Raw genomic sequence first — 21,864 nt, 5'->3', positions numbered from 1 at the left:
TACGATCAATTTTTTGTAAAAATCACGAAACACGATCCATACGCCACGGAATGCATTTCGATCTATATTAAGCCATCAAGTCTATACGTACTTCAGACATTTTCGCGGATTCTTTGACCACCCACAGATGGACTTTATTATCATACTACTTTTCAGAGCCAGTATGTTTACCCCAGGTTATTTTCCAAGGCAGAATTGAGAGAAAATTTGATCAATTAATGCATCATGCGCTGTATCGCCCACGATTTCACCCAACTGCTCCCATGCCAGACGAACATCAATCTGAATCATATCAATGGGTATCAGCTGCTCTGCCGCCTCATAAGCATCAATGAGCGACTGCTTCGCTTTTTTGAGCAAAGCAATATGACGCACATTGCTGACATATGTCAGATCGGCCGATTCCAGCTTGCCACTGAAGAACAACGTTGAGATGGCATCTTCCAATCGGTCCACGCCCAGATCATCTTTCACCGACATCGGAACAATCCGTTCCTCGGGGATATAACGAAGCAGCACATTGCGGTCCGCCTGCGGCGCTAAGTCCATTTTATTCATAATAATAATGGATTGTCTACCGCGTATTTGTTCCAATAATTCAATCTCGTCCGGGTGCAGCGGCTCGGCAGCATTGATAACCATCAATAACAGATCCGCCTCGTTCACAGCAGACCGGGAACGCTCCACGCCGATCTTCTCCACGACATCCATCGTTTCCCGAATACCTGCCGTATCGAGCAGCTTGAGCGGTATATTGTTAATCGTAACAAACTCCTCAATAACGTCACGCGTGGTACCCGGAATATCCGTTACAATTGCGCGATTGTCCTGGGCCAACGTATTGAGCAAAGAAGATTTCCCTACGTTTGGACGGCCTACGATAGCGGTTGTAATCCCTTCCCGCAGTATCTTACCTTGCTCTGCAGTTACCAGCAATTTATCAATTTCAGTCATCACTTGACTGGATTTTTCTTTAATAAATTCAGAGGTTAGTGACTCTACATCATGCTCGGGATAGTCGATATTGACTTCAATGTGAGCAAGCGTCTCGACTAATGTGTATCTTAGATCACGCAGCTTGGATGACAAATTGCCCTCCACTTGCTTGAGTGCAACCGAGAAGGCTCGATCGGATTTGGAACGAATGAGATCCATGACCCCTTCTGCCTGGGACAGATCAATCCTTCCATTGAGAAAAGCACGCTTCGTGAACTCGCCAGGTTCAGCAAGACGAATATCGAGCTGCAACAACAGATCCATCACACGCTTAACCGAAACCACTCCGCCATGAGCGCTAATCTCCACGACATCTTCTGTTGTGAAAGAACGTGGTGCCCGCATAACTGTAACCAATACTTCCTCAATCTTCTCGCTGGTCTCTGGATCTATAATATGACCGTAATGAACCGTGTGGGATGCTGCCTGCGTTAGTGGGGTTTTGCTGCGAAAAATCTTCTCCGTCTCCGTCACTGCATCCGGGCCGCTTACCCGGATTACAGCGATACCCGCTTCTCCGACAGCTGTTGATATCGCTGTAATCGTATCACTAAACATGGTTATCTCTCCTTGCTCTATTTTAAAATTGCGCCCCTCGGGACGCCATATTAATTTCAATATAAGTTCAGTTCACAATGCTTCTAACCGCATCATTCAATCTTTAAATGACTTTATTAAAGCCACTTTTTGGTTCTGTAAAATATACTTCTCTACGAAAAAAGCAATGGCTTCTGCACCGAGCAGGAAGCCATTGCGTCTTCAATTTAGTGTTATTTCGTCGTAATGACCACGCGCCGATTGGGCTCCTCGCCCTTGCTGTATGTCTTAATCTGCGAGTGATTTTGCAGTTTCGCATGAATGACTTTGCGTTCGAGCGGGGGCATAGGCTCCAGCACAACTTCCTTGCCGGTGCGAATGGCCTGTCCAGCCAAACGTTCAGCCAGATCCTCCAGCGTCTTGCGTCGACGTTGGCGGAAGTTCTCAGCATCGAGAACGATGCGAACGAAGCTTTCCGAATAACGGTTGGCTACAATGTTTGTTAAATATTGAAGGGCATCCAGTGTCTGTCCACGTCTGCCAATAATCATGCCCAGGTCTTCACCGGCAATATTGAAGATATGTCCATCACGCTGTTTTTTGATATGCACTTCAACATCCAGTCCCATACCTGCTGCCACTTCTTTTAAGAAAGCAGCCGCTTCCTCATAGGGATTTTTAGCAGCCACACCCTCAAGTGTTGCTTCCACCTGAGGTACCTGTGCGGCCGGCTTGATCGGCTGTGGAACAGGTTCAGGCACAGACAGAAGTTTCACTTCCACTTTAGCGGCCTTTACCCCGATCAAACCCAGGAATCCTTTTGACGGCTGCTCTAACACTTGTATCTCGACCTTGTCCCGGCTCACGCCAAGCTCAGCCAATCCTTGGTTTACAGCATCTTCAACGGTTTTTCCTGACGCAATGACTTTGGTCATTTCGATTTTTTGGCCCCTTTCGACCCTTTTCCAGAGACAGTTGCCTTGCCACCGTTTTTGCGTTTAGCTCCATTTCCATTTTTGGAAGTGCTGCTCTGCTTCACGTTGACCTCAGCCACGACTTTATCATTATTCCGGTAAAGGAAATAGTTTTGCACGATCGTGTAAATGTTACTGTAGAACCAGTACAACGGCAATGCAGCCGGGAACTGATACGACATTACGAAGATCAATATCGGATAAACCCACAGCATGAACTGCATTGGTCCAACTTGCTGTGCAGGATTCATGCGCATCATCATCCACGTTTGCACGAATGTTGTGATGGCAGCCAGCACTGGCAAAATAAATAGGTGATCCGGCGATCCGAGTTGAAGCCACAAGAAATCATGCGTTCTCAGACTCGAGTTTCCGTAAATTGAGTTATAAAGTGCGATGTAAATCGGCATCTGAATCAGAAGTGGTAAGCAACCCGCCATCGGATTAACTTTGTTCTCCTGAAACAACTTCATTGTTTCTTGCTGAACTTTCTCAGGTGTATCTTTATACTTGGCTTGAATTTCTTTCAATTTCGGTTGAATAGCCTGCATCGCCTTGGAACTGCGTACCTGCTTCATTGTCAGCGGCAAGATTAACGTCCGTACAATCAACACCATCACAAGGACGGCTAGTCCATATTCACCGTTAAACCAGTTGGCAAATGTATCGAGCGCCAGGGAGAACCAGTAAATAACATTGCTTTGCCAGAATGATCCGTTTCTTAGATCTTCCGTAGTGACCCCGGCCCCTTGCGGAGTACATCCGGCGAGCACGGTGACCATTGCAATGACTGCAATGAGGAGAATCCACTTCCCCTTTGATGTCTTCAATCGCGACACTTCATAACCCCTCTCTTAACCATTCCATTCCACCGTAAATCATACCATAATTAGGAGGACAAATAAACCGAAGCTTACCGCTTGCCCGACTTCAAAAGAGAGCCCTTGCGCATCGCATGCAGCAGGCTTTTTTCCATATCCTTATAGGACATGTCCAATGCACCTTTTCTGACGATAAAGATCAGATCCATCTGCGTGACAATCTCTTTCTCATGATGACGTACAATTTCCTTTATCATGCGTCTCATCCGGTTGCGTACGACAGCGTTTCCGATTTTCTTGCTGCAGGATACACCCACTCGGAATTGTTCTGTATCTTTACGACGACAGCCATACACCACAAACTGATGATTGGCAAACGATTTCCCATACCGGTATACGCGGCTAAAGTCCGCCCGGTTTCGTAAACGCAGTCTTTTATACACGGCGCTTCTCCTTGCTGTTTTCCACCAACATTATTGACGAAGGCCTCATTACTGATTTAGTATAGGCTTTCTTGAATAACGATAAACCGTCTTGGCGGCAACTTCATTATATAAGGAACGTTTTCGAAAAAACGGACATCTCATTCATTGAACATCAATATGCACTTATGCTTTTGCGCAGCCAATTCAGACCTGACCTATACCAGCATCCAGTCTGAAATGACCTATTTAAGAAAAAAAAGACCACCTCGGTGGTCTTCACATGCATTAAGCACTCAGGACTTTACGGCCTTTAAGGCGACGTGCAGCCAGAACTTTACGTCCGTTGCTCGTGCTCATTCTTTTCCGGAAACCATGAACTTTTTTACGTTTGCTAACGTTCGGTTTGAATGTAGGTCTCAATGTATTGCACCTCCTTACAAGGAAATACTTATGTGATGAATCACTTTCATCTTCACAGAAAACACCTTTATACATTTAACCACGAACACCTGGAAAAGTCAACTGTGAGCCTCTTGCCTCCTTTCTCCTTTTAATACCTATTCCACCCTGCCTAAACGGCCATGGATACATCCCCCTGTTTACAACCTTCTTACAGCAGCATGTAGAAGCTTCAAAAGTTATCCCCAACTCCCGTTTCATTCACCGAAAATCAATGTATACGGTTATCCACACCCTTTAAACCCCTTCATTCTAAGTTTGATTATCTTTTCCAAGTTATTCACATGTGGATAAGGAATATTTACCGATTCAAGTTTGTTTCACTGGATCTACTTTCGGTTAATATAGATACGTTTCTGAAGACTGTAGTAGTTAGCTATAGATAAGTTATAACTTAAGAGACCAATGAATTATGGCTTTAGAAAATGATATTCTTAAAATTTAATGTATCCGCTTTATTATTATGGTTTACAAGTTTTCGAGAAAGGTGTAGGATAAAAAAATCACATCTTGTATACAAGTATACACATCCAAAATGAAGTGAATATCTAGCGTTATCTAAGGGAAGACATTACGTCCTCAAGCTCTTTGAAAAATCCATTGGAAACAGTATGACGTTCCTATAATTCTGCACGCGCACAGAGAAGCTGCCATTTATTCTCGTTATAAGGATTGATTCATTATGCTCAATCCACAAAATAGTTGTGCTATGATCAGTATTGAACTGATTACTTATAATAGGAGCGTTAGCCATTATGCTGTTTCCATCATCCTGGCTTCAGGGAGCTTCCCGCGGGGAAGCCATTGCCTGCGAATTAAGGCTGCGGATCATTAGCGGAACCCTTCGCCCTGGCGAAATTTTGTCAGAAAATCGAATTGCCGCTGATTTTGACAGCAGTCGGTCACCTGTACGTGAAGCATTAAGAACATTGTCGAATGAAGGACTTATTCGGCTGGAGCGTATGGGTGTCGTTGTCATTGGATTGAAAATTAAAGATGTCGAGGAATTGTATGACGTCCGTTTCCTGATTGAAAGTTTTGTACAGCAACGACTTGCCGGGGATGTGCCAGAACAATTGATTACCCAGCTTCGTAATGTAATAGACAAAATGGATTTGGCTGGACGCCACCAAGATGCGGTTGAATTCGCTTATCAGGATTTGGTCTTTCACGAGACCATAATTGAAGCCGCCCAGCATTCCCGTATTTTACATCTATGGAGAAGCATTCGTTATGTTGTCATGACAGTCATGCTCCTCACCACCCGCAGGGTATTTATTCAGGGCGAGCAGAAAGTAAGCGCTGTTATTGATAAACACCGTCTGCTAATTGAGGCCCTTGAATCAGGCGACCAGGCACGGATTCAATCTGGAGTCCGCACGTATTTCCAGGATTCAGGCAAGACGCTGCACGAAAGCTTTGATTCCTAATGACACGGTGGTGAAATTTCATTCACTTGAATGGCATATCGTGCAGGGAGTTTGCAATCATATCCATTGTGAATGATTGCTCTCCAACTTGTCGACAAGTATACAAAATGCGATTTGTTTCAATTTTTTGGGGCATATTAAGGAGGATTTAAGCAGCCCACGCTACTTGAAACGTAGAGCAAATTCCCTCCACCTGATCATAGATCAGTTGTAAGCGCTATATATCATAAAAAAAGGAGCAAACCTCATGAGCACTCTTTTTGGGCTATCCCACAATGCAACGTTATTGGTCTGGACATTGATTGCAATTGTATTTCTAATCGTGTTGATCTCCAAATATAAATGGAATCCTTTCATTACTCTTTTGTTATCAGCATTAATGCTTGGTTTACTCGCGGGTATGAAGCCTGCCGATGTAATTACTTCTATTACTGGCGGACTTGGCGGCACACTTGGAACGATCGCCATCGTTATCGGTCTGGGCACCATGCTTGGTAAGATGATGGCTGAATCCGGCGGAGCCGAGCGTATAGCTACCACACTTGTGGATCGTTTCGGTGTGAAACGTGTGCACTGGGCGATGATGATTGTCGGTTTTATCGTCGGTATTCCTGTATTCTTCGAAGTCGGCGTCATTCTGCTGATCCCGATCATTTTCACCGTTGCACGTAAAACCAATATGTCGCTGCTGCAGATCGGTATTCCGATTTTGGCAGGTCTCTCTACCGTACATGGTCTGGTTCCACCTCATCCGGCACCCATGATTGCCATCGAAGCGTTCAGCGCCGATTTAGGTAAAACGATCTTGTACTCCCTTATTGTAGGTATCCCTACTGCTATTATCGCTGGACCTCTGTTCGGTAAATTTATCGGTAAAAGAATACATACCGAACCGCCTGCAGAGCTGGCTGAACAATTCGCTACGAAAAAAAGTAACGACCTGCCTGGTTTCGGAATAACCTTGTTTACCATCTTGCTGCCGGTCATTCTAATGCTCATTGGCTCTATCGCCAATATCGTAGACCCGGACGCCACAAGCGGATTTACCGTTTTCTGTGAATTTATCGGCCATGAAATTATAGCTTTGCTGATCTCTGTCGTGTTCGCCCTCTTTTCACTCGGATTCTCACGCGGGTTCAACAAACATGACATCTCCCGCTTCACCAGTGAATGTCTGGCGCCTACGGCGACCATCATTCTCATTATTGGCGGAGGCGGTGCGTTCAAACAGGTGTTGATTAACAGTGGTGTAGGTAATGCCATTGCTGAGGTCGCCACACATGCCAATATTAATGTAATCCTGTTCGCCTGGCTTGTAGCCGCACTGATTCGGGTTGCTACCGGTTCAGCAACTGTGGCAATGACGACAGCTGCTGGTATTGTAGCTCCGGTTCTTGCACTAACACCAGGTGCCAATATTGAGTTGGTTGTACTCGCTACCGGTGCAGGTTCACTTGTTCTCTCCCACGTGAATGACGCAGGCTTCTGGATGATCAAGGAATTCTTCAATATGAGCGTCTCACAGACGTTGAAGACGTGGACCGTTATGGAAACACTACTATCTGTCGTTGGACTGATCTTTATTTTGCTGCTAAATACAGTCCTGTAAATTGAATATCTATATAGAAGAAGAATTTAAATTCACACACTTAGAGTTTTAATTTTACGGGTTCAAAAGAAAGAAGGTTTATGTAATATGAACAACTATATGATTGGTATGGATATTGGTACAACCAGTACCAAATCCGTACTATTTACGGAGCAGGGTGAAGTGGTAAGCACATCAACTCAGGAATATCCTTTATACACCCCAGCTCCGGATGTGGCTGAGCAGGATCCAGAACAAATTGTGCAAGCTGCCCTTCGCTCCGTACGCGGCGTGATGGATAATAGTGGCGTAGCTGCGGAACAAATTATGTTCGTGTCCTGCAGCTCTGCCATGCACAGTGTCATTGCGATGGGGCAGGATGATACTCCCCTCACCCGCTGCATCACTTGGGCTGATAACCGGAGTGCAGCTTGGGCTGCCAAGCTGCAGGAGAATGGACTGGGACATCGGATCTATTCGCGAACAGGTACACCGATTCATCCCATGTCGCCACTGACCAAATTAATGTGGCTGCGCCATGACGAACCTGAACTTTTTCAACGCACGGCCAAATTTATTTCTATTAAAGAATATTTGTTCTTCCGTCTGTTTGGTCAATATGTCGTGGATCACTCCATCGCCTCCTGTACCGGCCTGCTCAATCTGGAACAACTGGATTGGGATGCCGAAGCCCTTGAGGTTGCAGGCATTACAGCTGACCATCTATCGGAACTCGTCCCGACCACACATACTATAGAAGGAATGGATCGGACATGGGCTGAACAAATGGCTCTCTCCCCCTCTACACCCTTCGTCATCGGTGCAAGTGACGGGGTTTTGTCCAATCTGGGCGTGAATGCCATTGAGCCTGGCGTTGTGGCAGCAACGATCGGCACCAGCGGTGCCATCCGCACCGTTGTGGACCGTCCCGTTACCGATCCGAAAGGCAGAACCTTTTGTTATGCGCTCACCGAGAATCTTTGGGTCATCGGAGGACCTGTGAATAACGGTGGTATGCTTTTCCGCTGGGTACGAGACGAATTCGCTGCCTCGGAAGTGGAAACAGCCAAACGGCTCGGCATCAATTCCTATGATGTACTCACCAAGATTGCTGAACGCGTCAGCCCCGGTTCGGAAGGACTTCTATTCCATCCGTACCTTTCAGGGGAACGTGCCCCTTTATGGAATCCGGACGCCCGAGGTTCCTTCTTTGGTTTGACCCTTCATCATCAGAAAGAGCATATGATCCGTGCTGTGCTGGAAGGGGTTATTTTCAACCTGTATACGGTACTGCTGGCCATGGAAGAACAGATCGGACAACCAACCTCCATTCAGGCAACCGGTGGTTTCGCTCGTTCCCCACTCTGGCGTCAGATGATGTCCGATATATTCAACCAGGAAGTCATTGTGCCCGAGAGCTTTGAGAGTTCCTGTCTAGGGGCCGTTGTGCTCGGTCTCTATGCTACAGGGCGAATTAAGTCGCTTCATGCCGTTTCATCTATGGTAGGTACAACGCACAAGCATACCCCTATCAAAGAACATGCATCGATCTACCAAGAGCTGCTCCCTATCTTTATTCGCATTTCGCGAAAATTGGAAGAAGAATATGCAGATATCGCTGAATTCCAGCGTAAATTTTCCGCTCATATCGAGTAAATCCTCCTCTTATAACCACCAAAAAGAGGTTGTTCTCTTTGACCACCATTTCGGTCTTAAAGAACAACCTCTTTTTGGCATAAACCAATCTGCTGCAATGGAGTCACATCCATCTTCAATGTTTGCGTGCATATCTAGTATCCTACCTCTTTTGGGTATAAATTCTTCATTCAGATCATACAAATCAGTAAACGTTCCTCACGTACTATCAGGCCTCTCCTTGATCTCCCATCCCATTCATTTTGTCGTTCCTCCATTCCGCTTTTCGAAAAAAAGGAAAACGAGCATGAAGAGGCACCCTCCTGTAAATCGCCAATACGACCATTTTCACTTTACGGTTATCCACAGAGAGGTTATTCACAAACCGAGAATACTTTTACACACAATTCAGCATTATTTGACGAATAACCTGTGTATAAAATAATTTGGGTTTTTGGGTCATCTTGTCGAAAGTTAAACAATTTATAAACAATATATTGTGTTGTGATTAAAAATTATACACAAGTTATTGAATTTGTGGATAAAATCACGTGATACATTGAAATGCCGGGCTTCTTTTGCTATGATTGTATTACTTTTGGATGTGAATATGTGATCTGACCCATAATATTATCAACAGCCTGTGGATAAAGTTGTGAACAATTTTCCGTTGTTCATTCTTTTTTTGTTTTTGACCTGCGGGGGTTTGGGGATAAATTCAACAATATATCTCGTATTTCGACACTGCATCATGGCTTAAGCCACACTTGGAACATGTAAAAGGAGTGACAGTCTGTGGACAGCCATACTTCTGATTTATGGCAGCAAATTTTATCAATTATACAAAACAAGCTCAGCAAACCCAGCTTTGACACTTGGTTCAAAGCAACCAAAGCGACCAAGCTGAATGATCGTTCGATCGTCATATCCGCACCAACCACGTTTGCCGTCGAATGGCTGGAGAGCCGTTACACCAAACTGGTCGGATCGACGGTATATGAGCTGCTTGGCAAACAGGTCGATGTGAAATTTGTCATCGAGGAGAACAAGCCTGCTGAACCGGATCCTCAACTGCCAGCGCCAACGCCTACAGTTGTTCAGGAAGAAGCGGTACTCAGCATGCTGAATCCAAAATATACATTCGATACATTTGTCATTGGGCCGGGCAACCGTTTTGCCCACGCCGCATCGCTGGCGGTCGCTGAAGCGCCCGCCAAAGCATACAATCCTCTGTTTCTCTATGGAGGGGTAGGTCTCGGCAAAACTCACTTGATGCATGCAATCGGGCATTACGTCCTGGAGCATGATCCGGGCAGCAAAGTTGTTTATTTGTCATCTGAGAAATTCACGAACGAATTCATTAACTCGATCCGTGACAACCGCGGGGAGAGCTTCCGTAACAAATACCGTAGTGTCGATATTCTGCTCATTGATGATATTCAGTTCTTGGCGGGAAAAGAATCGACGCAAGAGGAATTTTTCCATACGTTTAATGCGCTGCATGAGGAACGGAAACAGATCATCATCTCCAGCGACAGACCGCCGAAGGAAATTCCGACCCTGGAAGAACGGCTTCGTTCCCGTTTTGAATGGGGGCTAATTACGGATATCCAGCCTCCAGATCTGGAGACACGGATTGCGATTTTGCGTAAAAAAGCGCGTGCGGAAAATCTGGATATTCCGAATGAGGCGATGATGTACATCGCCAACCAGATTGATACCAATATTCGCGAACTGGAAGGTGCCCTGATTCGGGTTGTTGCCTATTCTTCGTTGACGAATCAAGATGTAACCACTCATCTGGCAGCTGAAGCACTGAAGGATATTATTCCTTCCAGTCGTCCGAAAATGATCACTATTCATGACATCCAACAAAAGGTCGGCGAGTATTACAGCCTTAAACTTGAAGATTTCAAAGCACGGAAGCGGACCAAGGCTGTTGCCTTTCCAAGACAGATCGCCATGTATCTCTCTCGTGAGCTAACTGACTTCTCTCTGCCCAAGATTGGAGAAGCATTCGGAGGCCGAGATCACACCACGGTCATACATGCGCATGAAAAGATCTCCCAGGCGATTAAAGTCGATCAAGATCTCTATAAAGTTATCAACAACTTAACCGAAAAAATCAAGAATCCAACCTGAATAAGTCCCAAGCCTGTGCACAACGTATACACATGTGGATAGGCTTGGGCTTATGGGTTTATACCCACTTATCCACATATTCAGTGCCCCTATTACTATTATTACTATAAAGATCTAAAAGATATCATCTCCAAATAAGCGATTTTGAAGCTCGGCCTCCGGCCTTTTGAAAAACACATTTCAACACCTCAACACCCAAAAAACCCGCTAGGAGTGAAACCATGAAAATCAGCATAATGAAAAGCTACTTGAACGAATCCATCCAGCAAGTTTCCAAAGCCATCTCAAGCCGTACGACAATTCCGATTCTGAGCGGTATCAAATTCGACGTTAATCATCAAGGTGTGACGTTGACAGCAAGCGACACCGATATTTCAATTCAATCCTTCATCCCGCTTGAAGATGGAGATAAAAGTGTGGTTCAGGTAGAACAACCAGGTAGTGTTGTACTGCCAGCCAAGTTTTTTGTCGAGATCATCAAAAAGCTGCCTTCGCAAGAAGTGCACATGGAGGTCAAAGAAAACTTCAACACCTTTATCTCCGCAGGAGCTACCGAAATTCAACTGGTTGGTCTTGATCCGGAAGAATTCCCAGTATTGCCAAGCATCGAAGAAAACCAAACCGTCTCCATCCCAGGAGATTTGCTCAAAAATATGATTAAACAAACTGTATTCTCCATTTCCACCCATGAAACGACGCCGATTCTGACAGGTGTACTTTGGAGTTTGGGTGACAATGAACTGAAATTTGTGGCAACGGACCGTCACCGTCTTGCTACTCGTTCAGCAATGCTGGATAATGCAGAAGGTGTGCGATTCAACAATGTCGTGATCTCGGGTAAAACGCTGAACGAACTCAGCAAAATTGTGCCGGATCAAAATACACTTGTGGATATCGTTGTTGCTGATAATCAAGTCCTGTTCAAAATCGACCGTGTTCTGTTCTATTCGCGTATTTTGGACGGAACTTATCCGGATACTTCTAGAATTATTCCGACTTCGTACAAAACAGAACTTGTTTTGGATACCAGAAAATTAAGCGAATCTATCGACCGGGCTTATTTGCTGTCGCGTGAAGAAAAAACAAACATTGTGCGGATGCAAACGATGGATTCCGGATCGATCGAAATTTCATCAAGCTCTTCCGAGCTGGGGAAAGTAAGAGAAGAGATCGAACCTGCCGACTTTAACGGCGAACCGCTGAAAATCTCGTTCAATTCCAAATATATGCTGGATGTGCTGAAAGTGGTGGAGAGTGAGCAGCTGATGATCGCTTTCACTGGCGTCATGAGCCCGATCATCCTGAAACCGCTGGACGACAGTCACAGCTTGTACGTCATATTGCCTTACCGGACGACCAACTAACGAGAGGAAGATCATAGTGAACCAAGTAGCGATTCGTACGGAATATATTAAGCTTGACCAATTTTTGAAACTGGCCGATTGCATCCCAACCGGAGGCATGGCCAAAGCTCTGCTTCAGGACGGACTAGTACGTGTGAATAAAGAGCCTGAGGAACGCCGGGGACGCAAGTTATACCCTGGGGATATCGTTGAGGTGGATGGAGAAGGTTCGTTCGAAGTTGTCGCACAATAAGAAGACCAGTTAGATCCTGCTGCCTCCTGACGGACGGGATAAAAGGGAGGTTACCGCGTGTTTGTGAACAGCATAGATCTGCAGCAATTCCGCAATTATGAACATCTGAGACTGGATTCTTTTGGTCCTGTGAATCTATTAATCGGGCAAAATGCCCAAGGCAAGACCAATCTTGCAGAAGCCATTTTTGTGCTTGCACTCACCAAGAGCCACCGTACATCCCGCGACAAGGAACTGATTCGTTTCGGTGAAGAACGTGCCAGGCTTGCAGCAGAGGTCGACAAAAAGTACGGATCAGTCAAGCTCGAGCTATCTTTGTCGCAACAAGGCAAAAAAGCAAAAATCAACGGACTGGAACAGCGCAAGCTGAGTGATTTTGTCGGAGCGCTCAATGTGGTGATGTTTGCACCGGAAGATCTTGAGATTGTCAAAGGCACACCGGGGGTCCGCCGTCGGTTTCTTGACATGGAGATTGGCCAGGTGGCTCCGGGCTACCTGTATCATTTGCAGCAATATCAAAAAGTGCTCGTCCAGCGTAACAATCTGCTCAAGCAATTATGGGGACAGAATGCTTCAGCCCAGACCATGCTTGAGGTGTGGAATGAACAGCTGGTGGAGCACGGTGTTAAAATCGTCAAAAAAAGGAAACAATTCATAAAGAAACTTCAAAAGTGGGCCGAAACGATTCATCAGGGCATCACCGGAGGCGGAGAAGTCCTGCGCCTGGCCTACCTTCCTTCCTTCAGCGAAGCCGCTGAGGAAGATGAAGCTGTCTTAATGGACCAATTTATGATAAAATTATCACAAATGAAAGAGCAGGAGATTCGCCGAGGCACAACGCTTAGTGGGCCGCATCGGGATGACCTGTCCTTTTTCATTAACGATCGGGAAGTACAAACGTATGGCTCGCAGGGGCAGCAGCGCACAACGGCGTTGTCCCTTAAACTTGCGGAAATTGAACTGATTCACGAAGAAATCGGAGAATATCCGGTCCTGCTGCTGGACGATGTACTGTCTGAACTGGATCCTTTTCGTCAGACGCAGCTGATCGAAACGTTCCAGAGCAAGGTGCAAACCTTTATTACGGCTACCGGTATCGAGAGTCTGAACGTTGACAAACTCAAAGATGCCAGTATTTATCACGTTCATGCCGGACAGGTTGAACGCTAAGGAGTGAGGGCTTATGTACATTCATCTGGGCGGTGAGAAGATCATCCGTTCTTCCGAATTGGTTGCTATTTTTGATATATCGATTGAAAAATCCTCAAAAATCTCCAAGCAGTATGTCACGCATGCCGAGCAGGAAAAAACAGTGGAGCATATTGGTGAAGAGGAAGCCAAGTCCATTGTTGTGACCAAAAACATTGTGTACTACTCGCCTATTTCCTCAGCTACGCTCAAGAAGCGAGCTCACATTTTTCCTGATCTCTAGCCTATCGGCGGTACGAGTTATTGTACCTTTTGCTGCTTGTTTTTATTTAGATTGCTTACTGGAATTAAGGGGATTTGTTCGTTTCAGCATGCATTCTTAGTTAACGCATATTTACGATATTGAATCTATAGAAGTAGGTGAAAGGCATGTCTATGAATCAACCGTCATATGGTGCAGATGAAATTCAGGTACTTGAAGGGCTGGAAGCCGTACGTAAACGACCGGGGATGTATATTGGTTCCACCAGTGCCAAAGGTCTGCATCATCTCGTTTGGGAAGTAGTGGACAACAGTATTGACGAAGCACTCGCAGGTTATTGTGATCATATCGAAGTTACTATTCATGAAGATAACAGCGTCACTGTAGTCGATAATGGGCGGGGAATTCCTGTCGGCGAACATGCCAAAATGAAACGTCCTGCGCTTGAGGTTGTAATGACTGTTCTGCATGCGGGCGGTAAATTTGGCGGTGGCGGGTACAAAGTATCCGGTGGTCTACATGGGGTAGGTGTATCCGTCGTCAATGCTCTATCTGCGAAAGTTGTTGTTACAGTTAAGGTTGACGGCCATGTGTATCAACAGGAATACCGTCGCGGTGCTCCTCAGTACGATCTGAAAACGATCGGTACAACGGAGGAAACGGGAACAACAGTTACGTTCCATCCGGATCCGGAGATTTTCACGGAAACAAGAGTGTATGACTATGAAATTTTGCTGACTCGTATTCGTGAGCTCGCGTTCCTGAACAAGGGAATTGGCATGACTTTAACCGATGAACGTACAGGTGTAACCAACTCTTTCCTGTATGAGGGCGGTATTATCGAGTATGTCTCCTTCCTGAACCAGAAGCGTGAAGTGATGCACGAAAACCCGATTTACGTGGAAGGATCAAGAGACAACATTCAAGTGGAAGTGGCGCTGCAATACAATGACAGCTACACCGAGAATATTTATTCTTTTGCGAACAACATCAACACACATGAGGGCGGAACGCATGAATCTGGCTTCAAGAGCGCTCTTACCCGGATTATCAATGATTATGCGCGCAAAGCGGGCGTAATCAAAGACAGCACAGGCAACCTGTCCGGGGATGATGTACGTGAAGGTCTAACAGCGATCATCTCAGTCAAGATCCCTGAACCGCAATTTGAGGGACAGACGAAGACCAAGTTGGGTAACAGTGAAGTGCGCGGAATTGTCGAATCCCTGTTTGCTGAGAAGCTGCAGGAATTCCTGGAAGAGAACCCTTCCGTATCCCGTCGCATTTTGGAAAAAGGACTGCAAGCTGCCCGTGCACGTGAAGCAGCTCGTAAAGCCCGTGAACTGACACGTCGTAAAGGTGCACTCGAAGTCAGCTCTTTGCCAGGTAAATTGGCCGACTGTTCATCCAAGGATGCTTCAATCAGTGAATTGTACATCGTCGAAGGTGACTCCGCCGGTGGATCAGCGAAGCAAGGCCGAGATCGTCACTTCCAGGCGATTTTACCGCTGCGTGGTAAGATTCTGAACGTGGAAAAAGCACGTCTTGACCGGATTTTGGGCAATGCGGAGATCAGAGCGATCATTACCGCAATGGGTACCGGAATTGGTGATGACTTCGATATTGCCAAAGCACGTTATCACAAAATTATTTTGATGACGGATGCCGACGTCGATGGCGCCCACATCCGAACATTGCTTCTGACATTCCTCTATCGTTATATGCGCAAAATCATTGAGGCGGGGTATGTATACATTGCCCAACCGCCATTGTTCAAGATTGAGCGCAATAAAGTGATTCGTTATGCTGGCTCCGAGAAGGAACGCGATGAAATCATTGCAACGCTCGGCGAAAATGCGAAGTTTAACATCCAGCGTTATAAAGGTCTCGGTGAGATGAATGCCGGACAATTGTGGGAAACGACGATGGACCCTGAGAGCCGGACGATGCTACAAGTATCCATCAGCGATGCGATGCTGGCCGATGCCATGTTCGATACCCTGATGGGAGATAATGTTGAACCTCGTCGTGACTTCATTCAGGAAAATGCAAAATACGTGAAAAACCTCGACATCTAACGATATTCGATGAGGCGCCTGCGAGGGCGCCTTTTTACATTATGGGATCATAGTCTAGAGAATCTTAGTCTGGACATTGGCGTGGCTGTTATCAGTGTATACGGCTTTTGGCAGAGGGGGCCTGGGCTTTGGGAGAGGTACGAGATGTTTTCCCTTTTTTGGAGGGTAATCTGCCGTACGCCCTCGCGTAACGTTTGATCTTCCGGTACGTTTCCTTGTCAGGCAACAGGCCAAAAGCATAGATGCCTGGCAAGGTGTTGACTTCAATAATCCATGGCCGTCCATCTTCATCCAGTGCAATATCAATCCCGATCTCTTTGAGCCTAGGAAATGACTTCTGCAGTTGTACCGCTGTATGAATGCCTAAACGATATAGCTCAATGCGCAGTTGCTGAAACCGATCCTTGTCAAAATGAGGGCGTACCAACTCATCAAAGGTGGCCAATCGTCCGCCGCCATGAATGTTGGTAATGATCTTGCCTGGTGCAGCAATCCTTCCCAGAATGCCTGTCGTTTCCCAGTTGCGCTGTAGATTTTTCTGGGTTAATACCCGCAGGTCAAAAGGCAATTCATCATGCTTCATCAGTGGAATGCCTTGTTGAATGATGTAGTCACGCTTCTGAATACGTTTAGTGAGCGCCAAGTCCAGTTCATCTAGGGAATGGAAGTATCTCTCGTCGGTCCCATATCGAAGCTCATATGTTGTCGTGGGGATCGCAGCAGAGATTTCAGCGCTAATTTCATCGCTGGAAGCAGATAATTGCTCGTCAACGTTTTCGGATCGTGTTTCCTCGATGATGGATTCGGCTGAAGGGATTGACTGTGGAAATTTACGGATTTTTTTTACCCGCATGACGCCATTGCCATAAGTTCCCCGATCCGGTTTGATATAGTTTGACTCAAATAGTTCAGTCATTCGTTCCAGGGCTTGGCGGCTATACTGTCGTGTTACCGGTATATATCCATTCACATTACGGCTGCGTTGTAACACAGCTGTCTTGGTCCATTTGCTGGAGACACGCTGGATACCCAAGAGCCATCAGTCCTTTCCTGTTATGATGGGGTTTCTAAGAGTGACAGACGCGGAGAAATCAAAGGACAAGAGATGATTTCAGTGGTATAATAGAGAAATATGGCGTTTTGTGCGGTTTTGTTGCACAGATGTAGTTTGATCGTAGAACGGGAACAGTTTCAGCCTGAATATACACAGTACATTTGCCGCTTTTTCTAGCATTGTATGTGCAAATGGAGAGGAAGGCAGGGCGAACCCCCAGACTCTCTGAAGTTCCCGGAAGAAAGGCTATTGCCCAGCGGACGTTTAATTGTTTACCTTTTGTGAAAGTAATATAATAAAGAGTAGCGTCCTTGTGCGGTTTTAGCCTTGTTAGGCTCTTCACATATAATCGATTTTTGAATGACCGAATGGAATGTTTGTTGAAGGACAAGAAGGAGGTCCAGCATGGCGGAAGAAATGAACTCGCAGATTAAAGATCGGGATATTGGCGTCGAGATGCGTGAATCGTTTATGGATTATGCGATGAGCATTATTGTGAGCCGTGCCTTACCTGACGTGCGTGACGGATTGAAGCCGGTTCACCGGCGTATTTTGTACGCAATGTCCGAGCTAGGCATGACACCCGATAAACCACATAAAAAATCAGCCAGAATCGTCGGCGAAGTTATCGGTAAGTATCACCCACACGGTGACTCTGCCGTATACGAAACAATGGTACGGATGGCACAGGATTTCTCCCTGCGCTACATGCACGTAGATGGACATGGTAACTTTGGATCGGTGGATGGCGATATGGCAGCAGCCATGCGTTATACGGAAGCTCGGTTGTCCAAGATTGCAATGGAAATGCTCAGAGACATCAACAAGGATACAATTGACTTCCAGCCGAACTATGACGGTGAAGAAAGTGAACCTATCGTTCTTCCAGCTCGTTTTCCTAACTTGCTTGTCAATGGTGTTGGCGGGATTGCGGTAGGTATGGCGACGAATATTCCTCCTCATAACTTGGGAGAGGTCATTGACGGCGTACAGGCCATGATCAAAAATCCGGACATCACTTCCATGGAATTGATGGATTACATTCAAGGACCAGACTTCCCTACCTCCGGTTACATTTTGGGACGCTCCGGAATTCGCCAAGCGTATCAAACCGGACGTGGTTCAGTAACGATGCGGGCCAAAACCAACATCGAAGAGAACAACAACAAGGCACGGATTATCGTTACGGAACTTCCTTATCAGGTGAACAAGGCAAGACTCGTTGAGAAAATTGCTGAGTTGGTACGTGATAAAAAGATTGATGGCATTACGGATCTTCGTGATGAGTCTGACCGTAACGGTATGCGGATTGTGATTGAGCTTCGCAGAGACGTGAATCCGGGTGTTGTGCTGAACAACCTGTACAAGCATACAGCGATGCAGTCCACCTTTGGGATTAACATGCTCGCGATTGTAAATAAAGAACCTAAAATTCTGAACCTGCGTGAAGTGTTGTATCACTACTTGCAGCATCAGATTGAGGTTATACGTAGACGTACGCAGTTTGAACTGAAAAAAGCCGAAGCACGCGCACACATTCTGGAAGGCTTGCGTATCGCGCTGGATCACATCGACGAGATTATTGCGTTGATTCGTTCTTCCAGCAATACCGATGCAGCCAGAGAAGGTCTGATCGAGCGTTTCTCACTCAGTCATGATCAGGCTCAAGCTATTCTCGATATGCGTCTGCAACGCCTTACAGGTTTGGAACGCGAACGTATCGAAAATGAATACAACGAACTGATGGTCAAAATTAAGGAATATCGCGAAATTCTGGCCAACGAGCACCTGGTGCTTGAAATTATCAGCACGGAGCTGCAAGAAATCCGTGATCGCTTCAGCGATGATCGTCGTACCGAGATTACTGTAGGTGAAGAGAGCATTCTGGACGAGGATCTGATTCCACGTGAAGAGGTGATCATCACGATTACCCATACAGGCTATGTGAAACGTCTGCCGGTATCCACATACCGCAGTCAGAAGCGTGGCGGACGTGGGGTAGTGGGTATGGACACCAAAGATACCGACTTTGTTGAGCATCTGTTTGTGACCAACTCTCACAATTACCTCATGTTCTTTACCGACAAAGGTAAAGTGTACCGTCTCAAAGCTTATGAGATTCCAGAGCTAGGACGTACAGCACGGGGAACGCCGATTATCAACCTGATTCAGATCGAGCAGGGTGAATCGGTCAATGCCGTGATTCCAGTTCAGGAATTCGAAAGTGACAAGTATCTGTTCTTTGCTACCCGTCAAGGGGTTGTGAAGAAGACGCCACTTGAGGATTACACCAATATTCGCAAAGGCGGTCTGATCGGGATTTCCCTGCGTGATGATGATGCCCTTATTGATGTTAAGCTGACAGATGGACAGCAAGAGATCATTATGGGTACAGCTCACGGGATGTCAATCCGATTCTCGGAAGGAAATGTCCGTTCCATGGGACGGAGTGCGACCGGGGTTAAAGGGATCACGTTGGATGAGCAGGATGTCGTAATCGGCATGGACGTTGTGGATCAGGAGCTGGATGTACTGATTGTTACAGCCAAAGGTTACGGTAAACGTACCCCTGTCAGCGATTATCGGATGCAGACTCGTGGCGGTAAAGGGATTAAAACCATTAACGTCACAGATAAAAATGGTGCAGTAGTCAGCCTGAAAATGGTTAAGACGGAAGAGGATCTGATGATCATCACTTCCAGCGGTACGCTAATTCGGATGAGTATGGAAGGCATATCCACCATGGGTCGATACACGCAAGGTGTGAAGCTGATTCATATTCGCGATGAAGATTCCGTAGCTACAGTCAGCCGAATTGACAAGAATGAGGAAGAACCTGAAGACGAAGAATGGATTGAAGGTGAGGAATCCTCTGATTCTGAAGGTCAAGAGTCAACTCTGGATGAGGGCTCGGTTTCCGATGCTGAAGTTGAGGGCGATGATTCAGGTTCCGAAGAATAAGATCCATTTTTCTATAACGAAAATCATTTCATGATTGCAATGAAGTTGGAGGGCTCCCATATGGGGGCCCTTTGTTATTTTCACAGCTTCAGGACCTCTCTCCTGGAAATATAGGATGTACAGCCTGATTCTTGAGTAATATAATGGGAATTAACGTGAAAAACCGGGACTATGGTCTTGTTTCATCATAGAAGAACGAGGAGTGGGGGGAATTTACATGGGCTTAATCACCCTGTCAGAAGTCAAACCAGGACTTAAACTGGGAAATGACGTGCAAACGCTTCGTGGAAATGTTTTGTTTCAGAAAGGCAAAGTTATTTTGCCCAAAGATGTGGAAGTGCTCAGAGCTTTTATGATTCATCAAGTAGACATCGAGCAAGAGAGAACGGGGACAAGCAGTACAGGTTCCAAGGCTTCATCCACGTCTTCAGGCCATGCAGGTAATGAGAAGAACGGAGAACGGGCAGGCAAAGGCGGCAGCGCAGTCTCAACCCCGGTATTACCGTCCCTGCACGAAGAGTATGAAAAGATGGTTGGATTGACCAAAAAGGCTTTCCTGTCCTCCTTGGCGGCTGAATTACCTGTATATGAGCTGCGTACACAGCTTGAGGCATTGTTTGTTCATCTCAAACAATATAATGTGCTTACTTTTAGTCCACGAGTTATTCAAGAACATGATTATGTATATCACCATGCCGTATTGAGTGCCATGACATCCTATCAATTGGCCCAGTGGATGGATTTGCCGTCTAAGGACTGGATGCAGGTAGCTTTTGCAGGATTGTTCCATGATATCGGTAATAGCAAAGTAGACCCACAGATCCTCCATAAACCATCAACGTTAACGGCCTCAGAGCAGGCAGAGATCCGGCAGCATACGAAATATGGCTATCAGGTGCTGAAACAGGCAAAGGCCATCAATGAAGGAGCCAGACTCGCAGCGTTGCAGCATCATGAAAAAGTGGATGGATCAGGTTACCCGCTGCAGCTCAGCGGTACGCAAATTCATATCTATGCCAAGATTGTAGCCATCGCTGATATCTTTCACGCCATGACTCTGGAGAAGATCTATCGTAAGGCGCAGTCACCGTACCTGGTTCTGGAACAAATTCAGAGTGAGGCATTTGGCAAATTGGACCCTGCTATCGTGAATGTATTCATTCAGCGTTCTACACAGATCCATAATGGTATCCGAGTGAAGCTCAGCAATAATCAAATTGGTGAAATCATATTCTCGGATCGGGATCATCCTACAAGGCCAATGGTATCGGTAGAGGGAACGATTATTAATTTGATGCAGCAAAGACAGCTCCACATCCAGGAAGTCATCGGCTAATCCATTATCAGCTCATATATGAGAAAAAGCCTTTCCGAATAGGAATGGCTTTTTTTAATGGATGTCCATAAGTAAAGGATGAGAAGCAAGCGGATAGCAGGAATTAGAAGGGGAAAGATTTTCAATCTTGATATAAAGAGCTAGTTAATATAGAGATGAATAACCAATTAGGGGCATCTATATTAAATAGAGCGTAGAAGAGATAAATTAATTGAAAATAAAGCTTGCGTTTCGAATCTGTACATGGTATATTCTAATTCCGGCCAAGAAAACACGAGAAACACGGTGCGGCAAGCGAAACGAATAAGCTTCGAAAGAAACTTAAAAAAGAGCTTGCAAAGTTGGTTCGGATGTGATAAGATATAAAAGTTGCTGAGTTGAATGAAACTTAGTAGCGAAATAAGTTTGATCTTTGAAAACT

Annotated in this window: 17 protein-coding genes; 11 read left to right on the top strand and 6 right to left on the bottom strand. The window is 45.8% G+C overall.

Going from position 1 to position 21,864, the window contains the following annotated elements:
- Positions 1–177: 177 nt before the first annotated feature.
- The 5 genes from mnmE to rpmH form a co-directional block, all read right to left on the bottom strand.
- Complete coding sequence (gene mnmE, locus P364_RS0107475; protein ID WP_024629521.1) at positions 178–1,554, bottom strand: tRNA uridine-5-carboxymethylaminomethyl(34) synthesis GTPase MnmE; 1,377 nt, start codon at positions 1,552–1,554, stop codon at positions 178–180.
- 212 nt (positions 1,555–1,766) lie between these two features.
- Positions 1,767–2,468, bottom strand: a complete 702-nt coding sequence (gene jag / locus P364_RS0107470; RefSeq protein WP_024629520.1) for an RNA-binding cell elongation regulator Jag/EloR — start codon at positions 2,466–2,468, stop codon at positions 1,767–1,769.
- Positions 2,465–3,346 (bottom strand): YidC/Oxa1 family membrane protein insertase, encoded by an 882-nt coding sequence (locus P364_RS0107465; RefSeq protein ID WP_024629519.1) that lies wholly within the window; start codon positions 3,344–3,346, stop codon positions 2,465–2,467. Before P364_RS0107465 ends, jag begins: the two co-directional genes overlap by 4 nt.
- A 74-nt stretch (positions 3,347–3,420) precedes the next feature.
- Positions 3,421–3,771, bottom strand: coding sequence for a ribonuclease P protein component (rnpA, locus tag P364_RS0107460; protein WP_024629518.1), 351 nt, complete (start codon positions 3,769–3,771; stop codon positions 3,421–3,423).
- 267 nt (positions 3,772–4,038) lie between these two features.
- Positions 4,039–4,173, bottom strand: a complete 135-nt coding sequence (gene rpmH, locus P364_RS0107455) for a 50S ribosomal protein L34 (RefSeq protein ID WP_024629517.1) — start codon at positions 4,171–4,173, stop codon at positions 4,039–4,041.
- 794 nt (positions 4,174–4,967) lie between these two features.
- Between rpmH and P364_RS0107450 the strand changes: the two genes are divergently transcribed.
- The 9 genes from P364_RS0107450 to gyrB all read left to right on the top strand — a co-directional run bounded on the left by P364_RS0107450 (position 4,968) and on the right by gyrB (position 16,092).
- Entirely contained in the window at positions 4,968–5,642 is a 675-nt protein-coding gene (locus P364_RS0107450; RefSeq protein WP_024629516.1) for a GntR family transcriptional regulator, read from the top strand.
- Positions 5,643–5,889: 247 nt separating this feature from the next.
- Complete coding sequence (locus tag P364_RS0107445; protein WP_024629515.1) at positions 5,890–7,251, top strand: GntP family permease; 1,362 nt, start codon at positions 5,890–5,892, stop codon at positions 7,249–7,251.
- An 87-nt stretch (positions 7,252–7,338) separates the two neighbouring features.
- Positions 7,339–8,886 (top strand): gluconokinase, encoded by a 1,548-nt coding sequence (gene gntK / locus P364_RS0107440; protein WP_024629514.1) that lies wholly within the window; start codon positions 7,339–7,341, stop codon positions 8,884–8,886.
- 774 nt (positions 8,887–9,660) lie between these two features.
- Positions 9,661–11,007: a chromosomal replication initiator protein DnaA gene (gene dnaA / locus P364_RS0107435; RefSeq protein WP_024629513.1), complete on the top strand. Its 1,347-nt coding sequence runs from the start codon at positions 9,661–9,663 to the stop codon at positions 11,005–11,007.
- A gap of 221 nt (positions 11,008–11,228) precedes the next feature.
- On the top strand, positions 11,229–12,371 hold the full coding sequence (dnaN, locus tag P364_RS0107430) for a DNA polymerase III subunit beta (RefSeq protein WP_024629512.1): 1,143 nt from the start codon (positions 11,229–11,231) through the stop codon (positions 12,369–12,371).
- Positions 12,372–12,387: 16 nt separating this feature from the next.
- Positions 12,388–12,603: a S4 domain-containing protein YaaA gene (yaaA, locus tag P364_RS0107425; protein WP_024629511.1), complete on the top strand. Its 216-nt coding sequence runs from the start codon at positions 12,388–12,390 to the stop codon at positions 12,601–12,603.
- Positions 12,604–12,660: 57 nt separating this feature from the next.
- On the top strand, positions 12,661–13,773 hold the full coding sequence (recF, locus tag P364_RS0107420; protein WP_024629510.1) for a DNA replication/repair protein RecF: 1,113 nt from the start codon (positions 12,661–12,663) through the stop codon (positions 13,771–13,773).
- Between the two features lie 13 nt (positions 13,774–13,786).
- The gene (gene remB / locus P364_RS0107415; protein ID WP_017691405.1) at positions 13,787–14,035 is read left to right on the top strand and encodes an extracellular matrix regulator RemB; all 249 of its coding nucleotides are present in this window, start codon (positions 13,787–13,789) and stop codon (positions 14,033–14,035) included.
- Between the two features lie 146 nt (positions 14,036–14,181).
- The gene (gyrB, locus tag P364_RS0107410; protein ID WP_024629509.1) at positions 14,182–16,092 is read left to right on the top strand and encodes a DNA topoisomerase (ATP-hydrolyzing) subunit B; all 1,911 of its coding nucleotides are present in this window, start codon (positions 14,182–14,184) and stop codon (positions 16,090–16,092) included.
- 91 nt (positions 16,093–16,183) lie between these two features.
- On the opposite strand, the gene P364_RS0107405 is transcribed toward gyrB, so the two are convergent.
- Complete coding sequence (locus P364_RS0107405) at positions 16,184–17,125, bottom strand: YheC/YheD family protein (protein WP_024629508.1); 942 nt, start codon at positions 17,123–17,125, stop codon at positions 16,184–16,186.
- A 426-nt stretch (positions 17,126–17,551) separates the two neighbouring features.
- Here P364_RS0107405 and gyrA point away from each other — a divergent pair, with 426 nt between their 5' ends.
- Together gyrA and P364_RS0107395 are read left to right on the top strand one after the other, a co-directional pair.
- Positions 17,552–20,107, top strand: a complete 2,556-nt coding sequence (gene gyrA / locus P364_RS0107400; protein ID WP_024629507.1) for a DNA gyrase subunit A — start codon at positions 17,552–17,554, stop codon at positions 20,105–20,107.
- Positions 20,108–20,324: 217 nt separating this feature from the next.
- Positions 20,325–21,443 (top strand): HD-GYP domain-containing protein, encoded by a 1,119-nt coding sequence (locus P364_RS0107395; protein ID WP_024629506.1) that lies wholly within the window; start codon positions 20,325–20,327, stop codon positions 21,441–21,443.
- Positions 21,444–21,864: the final 421 nt, after the last annotated feature.

Origin of the sequence: Paenibacillus sp. MAEPY2 (assembly GCF_000499205.1) — a bacterium.
Lineage (GTDB): Bacteria > Bacillota > Bacilli > Paenibacillales > Paenibacillaceae > Paenibacillus > Paenibacillus vandeheii.
Note: the sequence above shows the minus strand (reverse complement) of the source record. Positions and strands in the feature narration are given on the sequence as shown.

Bases quoted from the DNA above. Each gene is read 5' to 3' on its own strand.
- P364_RS0107395 (WP_024629506.1), top strand. From the start codon at position 20,325: ATGGGCTTAATCACCCTGTCAGAAGTCAAACCAGGACTTAAACTGGGA.
- P364_RS0107445 (WP_024629515.1), top strand. From the start codon at position 5,890: ATGAGCACTCTTTTTGGGCTATCCCACAATGCAACGTTATTGGTCTGG.
- gntK (WP_024629514.1), top strand. From the start codon at position 7,339: ATGAACAACTATATGATTGGTATGGATATTGGTACAACCAGTACCAAA.
- mnmE (WP_024629521.1), bottom strand. From the start codon at position 1,554: ATGTTTAGTGATACGATTACAGCGATATCAACAGCTGTCGGAGAAGCG.
- jag (WP_024629520.1), bottom strand. From the start codon at position 2,468: ATGACCAAAGTCATTGCGTCAGGAAAAACCGTTGAAGATGCTGTAAAC.
- dnaN (WP_024629512.1), top strand. From the start codon at position 11,229: ATGAAAATCAGCATAATGAAAAGCTACTTGAACGAATCCATCCAGCAA.
- P364_RS0107450 (WP_024629516.1), top strand. From the start codon at position 4,968: ATGCTGTTTCCATCATCCTGGCTTCAGGGAGCTTCCCGCGGGGAAGCC.
- gyrB (WP_024629509.1), top strand. From the start codon at position 14,182: ATGTCTATGAATCAACCGTCATATGGTGCAGATGAAATTCAGGTACTT.
- remB (WP_017691405.1), top strand. From the start codon at position 13,787: ATGTACATTCATCTGGGCGGTGAGAAGATCATCCGTTCTTCCGAATTG.
- gyrA (WP_024629507.1), top strand. From the start codon at position 17,552: ATGGCGGAAGAAATGAACTCGCAGATTAAAGATCGGGATATTGGCGTC.